Annotated in this window: 4 protein-coding genes and 1 pseudogene; 3 read left to right on the top strand and 2 right to left on the bottom strand. The window is 68.5% G+C overall.

The window, feature by feature from the left end:
• Positions 1-78: 78 nt before the first annotated feature.
• A complete protein-coding gene (locus WAX14_RS10570; RefSeq protein ID WP_422628033.1) occupies positions 79-1,503 on the bottom strand; it encodes a WS/DGAT/MGAT family O-acyltransferase in 1,425 nt (474 codons plus the stop codon).
• A gap of 84 nt (positions 1,504-1,587) precedes the next feature.
• Between WAX14_RS10570 and WAX14_RS10565 the strand changes: the two are divergent.
• Positions 1,588-2,748: pseudogene (locus tag WAX14_RS10565) on the top strand (alpha/beta hydrolase fold domain-containing protein); the annotation flags it as partial.
• Positions 2,749-2,804: 56 nt separating this feature from the next.
• On the opposite strand, the gene WAX14_RS10560 reads toward WAX14_RS10565, so the two are convergent.
• Entirely contained in the window at positions 2,805-3,386 is a 582-nt protein-coding gene (locus tag WAX14_RS10560; RefSeq protein WP_422628032.1) for a DUF3000 domain-containing protein, read from the bottom strand.
• 189 nt (positions 3,387-3,575) lie between these two features.
• On the opposite strand from WAX14_RS10560, the gene hemE reads away from it, so the two are divergent.
• Positions 3,576-4,673, top strand: a complete 1,098-nt coding sequence (gene hemE, locus WAX14_RS10555) for a uroporphyrinogen decarboxylase (protein WP_422628031.1) — start codon at positions 3,576-3,578, stop codon at positions 4,671-4,673.
• On the top strand, positions 4,670-5,302 hold a 633-nt coding region (locus WAX14_RS10550), incomplete at its 3' end, for an FAD-dependent oxidoreductase (protein WP_422628030.1). The genes hemE and WAX14_RS10550, both read left to right, overlap by 4 nt.

The following is a 5,302-nucleotide window of genomic DNA, read 5'->3' as shown; positions in this document are numbered from 1 at the left end:
TGGCGCGCCGGATCGCAGGCGCGTCGACCTACGAGGTGCAGGCGGGTCACGCCGCCTGCGTCCTCGAGGTCGACGAGTTCACGTCCGGGCTGCTGCCTGCGGTTGTGTCGGTGACGTCGCGCGTGCGGCCTTGACGAGTTCGTCGAGTGCGGGCGCGAACGAGTCGGCGAGATCCCACAGGCAGGGGGCGAGTTCCCGGCAGGAGACCAATCCCACGTTGAGCTGCCCGTCCAGCGACGTCACGGTGATGTTCAGGCCGTTGCCGTGGAAGATCGGCCCGAGCGGGTACAGGGCGGTGATGCGGGCGCCGAGGAAGTACAGCGGCATCGGCGGGCCGGGCACGTTCGAGACGATCAGATTGGTCACCACGGGGTGACGGTCCGCCAGATTCAGCGAGCCGTACGCCCGCATCGCGGTACCGAACAGGCTCGGCGCCGCGAACTGTGACCAGTCCTGCAGCAGCGTCGCGCCGAGGGAGGCGTTGTGCGACTTGGCGAGTGTGTTGTGTTTGTTGGACTGCTCGAGTCGCTCGACCGGATCAGTGATGTGGGTGCCGAGTTGGGTGAACATGCCCGAGACCTGATTCGTGCCAGGCCGGTCGGAGATGTCGTGGACGGACACCGGGACGATCGCGACCAGCGGGGTGTCGGGTAGTTCGTCGCGGTTCTTGAGATAGCTGCGCATCGCACCGGCGACCAGGGCCATGACCACGTCGTTGACTTTCACGCCGAATGCGTTCTTGACGAGTTTGACCTTGTCCAGGTCGAGTTGTGACCAGGCCAAGGTGCGGTGACCGGTGATGGTGCCGTTGAGGGAGGTGCGCGGCGCCGTGAACGGTGCGGGCATCGCCTCGCCGCGGCGTGCTCGGCGGATCCACCGGGGCAGGATGACGGCCGCTCCGGGCAGTGCCTTCACCAGATCGAGAGGTCGCGATACGAATCCCACGAGACCGCCGAGGGCGAGGTCGAGTGCGCTGCCGCGACCGGCCTCACGCTGGTCGGGGTCGGGCTCGGGACGTGGGGCGTCCGGAACGAGGCTGCACAACTGTGCCATCATCCCTGCACCCGTCACACCGTCGACGTTCGCGTGGTGCATCTTCGACATCACCGCGACGGAACCGTCCTCGAGCCCCTCGATGACCCACATCTCCCACAGCGGGATGGTGCGATCCATCTGCTGACCGGCGAGATTCGCGCACAGTTCCTCGAGTTCGACGCGGGTCCCCGGGGCGGGCACGGCGATCCGGTGCAGGTGCCGGTCGATGTCGAAATCGGAGTCCTCGACCCAGGCCGGATGGTCGAGATTGAACGCGGAATCGAACAGCTTGCGCCGGAAGCCCGGCATGCCGCGAATTCGGGCGTTCAGTTCGGCCTTGAGATTCTGGAAGCTGTAGCCTCCGGGAACCGTCGAAGTGTCCAGGACGAGTAGTCCGCACACGTGCAGCATCTGCGTGGGTGTTTCCAGATAGAGGAAGGTCGAATCCAGACCGCTGAGTCTCTCCATGTCCACCAGATTAGAACGTGTTCTAGATTTTGGGGTGGCGAAAGGCGGTTTCGCGTCCCGTCAGACTCGAGTGAAAGGCGTCACATGTCCAAGTCCTTCCTGGTCAGGCAGCTCCTCAACGTTGTGTCCACGGCAAACGCCCTTCGGCCGGTGCCGGGCATGCCGACGTCCGTTCCCGCATTTCTCGCCGGCTGGCTGACGTCCGAACTCGCCCCACAACAACTCGCCGCGACGGTGATCGACACCGGCGTGCACCTCGCCCGCCGCCGCGTATGGACCCGGACCGACCGACTCGGACTCGCGTTCGCCGCCGTCTCCGCCGCCGGCCTCACCGCGAACATGGTGGCAGGCAGCCGGGCGGGAGCCGAGATGGATGCAGCACTTGCCGAGATCGGCATCACCGATCCGGCTACGGGAACCCCGATCGACTGGGCATCGACGGCACGACCGTTCGCCTTCCGTCGACGCGGCATCGAGCGGGTCCGCAACCTCGCCTACGCGTCCGGCGGCACTCGCTACCTGCTCGACGTGTACCGGCACCGCGACACCCGTGCCGGCGCACCGATCCTCCTGCAGATCCACGGTGGCGGCTGGGTCATCGGGAACAAGGACCAGCAGGGGCAGCCGCTGATGGCCGAGATGGCGTCACGCGGGTGGGTGTGCGTGTCGGTGAACTACCCGCTGTCCCCGAAGGCCGTATGGCCGGAACATCTGGTCGCGCTCAAGCGGGCGGTCGCCTGGATCCGTACCGAGGCGCACCGATACGGCGGTGACCCCGATTTCATCGCCGTCACCGGTGGCTCCGCCGGCGGTCACCTCGCCGCGATGGTCGCGCTCACCGCGAACGACCCCGCGTTGCAGCCCGGATTCGAGGACGCGGACACTACCGTTCAAGCATGCGTGCCGCTCTACGGCGCCTACGACTTTGCCGGGGAGTCGGGCATCAAGGCGGTTCGCCAGCGCGTCGAATCGGCCCTCAGCGGAATGATCCTCGGCAAGGACGCGCGGTTCCCGGAGGCGTACCTGGCCGCGTCGCCGTATGCGAAACTTCGGGCCGACGCCCCGCCGTTTCTGGTGATCCACGGAACCAACGACTCCCTCATCCCGGTCGCGGAGGCCCGCGACTTCGTGCGGCGACTGCGGGCCGTGTCCGAGGCTGCGGTCGGCTATGCCGAGTTGCGCGGAGCACAGCACGCGTTCGACGTCTTCCATTCCATCCGCAGTGGCCGGGTGGTCCGCGGCATCGCCGCGTTCCTGGATGCGAAGCACGCCGAGCGAGTCTCAGGTGGATCGGGTGCGGGTCAGCGACCCAGTGCGGTGACACCGGCAGGAGGAAGTCCCGCGGCCGCGGCGAGCACTTCGCAGAACGCCTCGACGTGCGGGGCGATCACGGTGGTCGACGCCGTCCAGGACGCGCGTAACTCGAGCTGATGCGCACGGGGGGGACCGACGATATCGCCGTAGCGGACCGAACTGGTCGCGGTGACGGTGCCCCCCAACGCGGTGACCGGCTCGCCGTGGGCGTCGAGCGCATCGACGAGCCAACTCCACGCCACCTCGGGGAGCAGCGGATCGGCCGCGAGGTCCGCCTCCAAGTCGGCCTGGATGTACGCGACCAGGCGTGTCGTCCCATTCCAGGCGTCGTCCCCGTCGGGGTCGTACAGAAGAATCAACCGGCCGAAGGCATCCCCTTCGGACTGTTCCGCGACGACATCGGTGTCCGCATCCCGGACCTCGGCGCCGATCGCGTAGCTGTACGGGGCCAGGCGCTGCGGTGGGCGGATCGGCCCGATCTCGATCTGCGGATGGACCGACGCTGCACTCATCGACTCGACGGCACGCCGGAACGGTTCCGGCTCGGCGGTGGATCCGGACTTGGTCACACCGCGGACGGTAGACGGGCCCCTGTCCTCGGCGCGGGAGGCGCGCCGGTTCCGCCCCCCGAGTCCGGTTCGTCGCCGAGTCTGTGGCCGACGGTACAGGCGAGGCATGCGCATGGGCGGCGGCGCTGCTGCATCTGGCAGCATGACCGGGGTAGGACACGACGAACCGGGCGACGAGCGTTGGGGCACATGAGCGATCTGGAAGACACGAATTCGGCGACGACCAGCGGGGCGCAATACCCGTACCGCAGGCACCTGCCCACCGCGCCGTTCCTGGCGGCCGCGACCGGACGGCGACCGGCTCACCGGCCGGTGTGGTTCATGCGCCAGGCCGGCAGGTCACTGCCCGAGTACCGGGAAATCCGTGCCGGAATCGGAATGCTCGAATCCTGCTTCGATCCGGAACTGGTCTGCGAAATCACCCTGCAGCCCGTTCGGCGGCACCAGGTCGACGCCGCCATCCTGTTCTCGGACATCGTCGTCCCACTCAAGGCCGCGGGCATCGACCTCGACATCGTTGCAGGCACCGGTCCGGTCGTGACGAACCCGATCCGGTCCGCCGCGGACGTGGCCGCTCTGCCCACACTCGAAGACGGGGAGGTCGGTGCCGTCGCGCGCGCGGTGGGACTGCTCGTCCGCGAACTCGGTGACACCCCGCTGATCGGGTTCGCCGGAGCGCCGTTCACCCTGGCGTCCTACCTCATCGAGGGCGGACCGAGCCGCAACCACGAGCGCACCAAAGCGCTCATGCAGTCCGACCCCACGACCTGGCACGCGCTGCTCGGCCGACTGGCGGACATCACGATCGCATTCCTGCAGGCCCAGTTGCGCGCCGGAGTCGACGCGATCCAATTGTTCGATTCGTGGGCCGGAGCGCTCTCACTCGCCGACTACCGCGAATACGTACTGCCACATTCGCAGCGTGTGCTCGCCGAGATCGAGACGGCCGGTGTGCCGCGCATCCACTTCGGGGTCGGCACCGGCGAACTGCTCGGCGCGATGGGCGAGGCCGGTGCGGACATCGTGGGCGTCGACTGGCGGATCCCGCTCGATGTCGCGGCGGGGCGCGTCGGCGCGGGTAAGGGACTGCAAGGCAACCTGGACCCGGCGATCCTGTTCGCCGAATGGAATGTCGTCGAACGCGAGGTGCGCCGGATCGCGGCCGAAGCGGATCGCGCGTGCGCCTCCGGTGCCACCGGACACATTTTCAACCTGGGTCACGGGGTGCTGCCGGACACCGATCCGGCAGTGCTGACCCGGGTCGTCGAGTTGGTGCACTCGCTGTGACCGCGCCGACAGTTGCGGTCGTCGGCGGTGGCCTCAGTGGGCTCGTCGCGGCCTACCGGCTTCGGACGAGCCTCGGGGCCGACGCCCGCATCGTGATCGTGGAACAGTCCGATCGGATGGGCGGCAAACTGCGCACTGTCCCGATCGGCGGTGGACCCGTCGACGTGGGTGCCGAGGCGTTCATCGGCCGGTACCCGGAGATGCCCGCGCTGCTCGCGGACCTGGGACTGACCGATCAGATCGTGCATCCGTCGGGTGCCCGATCGCTGATCTATGCGGGCGCCGAGTTGCATCCGATGCCGTCCGGCACCCTGATGGGCATTCCCGCCGACGCGGAGGCCCTGACCGGTCTCGTCGACGCCGCCACGCTCGCCCGGATCGCCGCGGAGCCGAGTGTGCCGCTCGAGTGGCAGCGCGGCGGCGACGTTTCCGTCGCCGAACTCGTCGGATCGCGGTTCGGTGAGCAGGTGGTGCGGCGCAGCGTCGACCCGCTGTTGGGCGGCGTGTACTCGGGACTGTCCGACACCGCCGGGGTACGCGCGACGGTGCCCAGGCTGGCCGCTGAGCTCGATGCGGGTGCGCCGAGCCTGAGCGCGGCCGTGCGCCGGGCACTGCCGCCGCCGTCGACC

The organism is Rhodococcus sp. (in: high G+C Gram-positive bacteria) (assembly GCF_049299235.1).
Classification (GTDB): domain Bacteria; phylum Actinomycetota; class Actinomycetes; order Mycobacteriales; family Mycobacteriaceae; genus Rhodococcus.
Note: the sequence above shows the minus strand (reverse complement) of the source record. Positions and strands in the feature narration are given on the sequence as shown.

Excerpts from the sequence above, each read along its gene's own strand:
- WAX14_RS10570 (WP_422628033.1), bottom strand. The coding sequence starts at position 1,503 with ATGGAGAGACTCAGCGGTCTGGATTCGACCTTCCTCTATCTGGAAACA.
- hemE (WP_422628031.1), top strand. The coding sequence starts at position 3,576 with ATGAGCGATCTGGAAGACACGAATTCGGCGACGACCAGCGGGGCGCAA.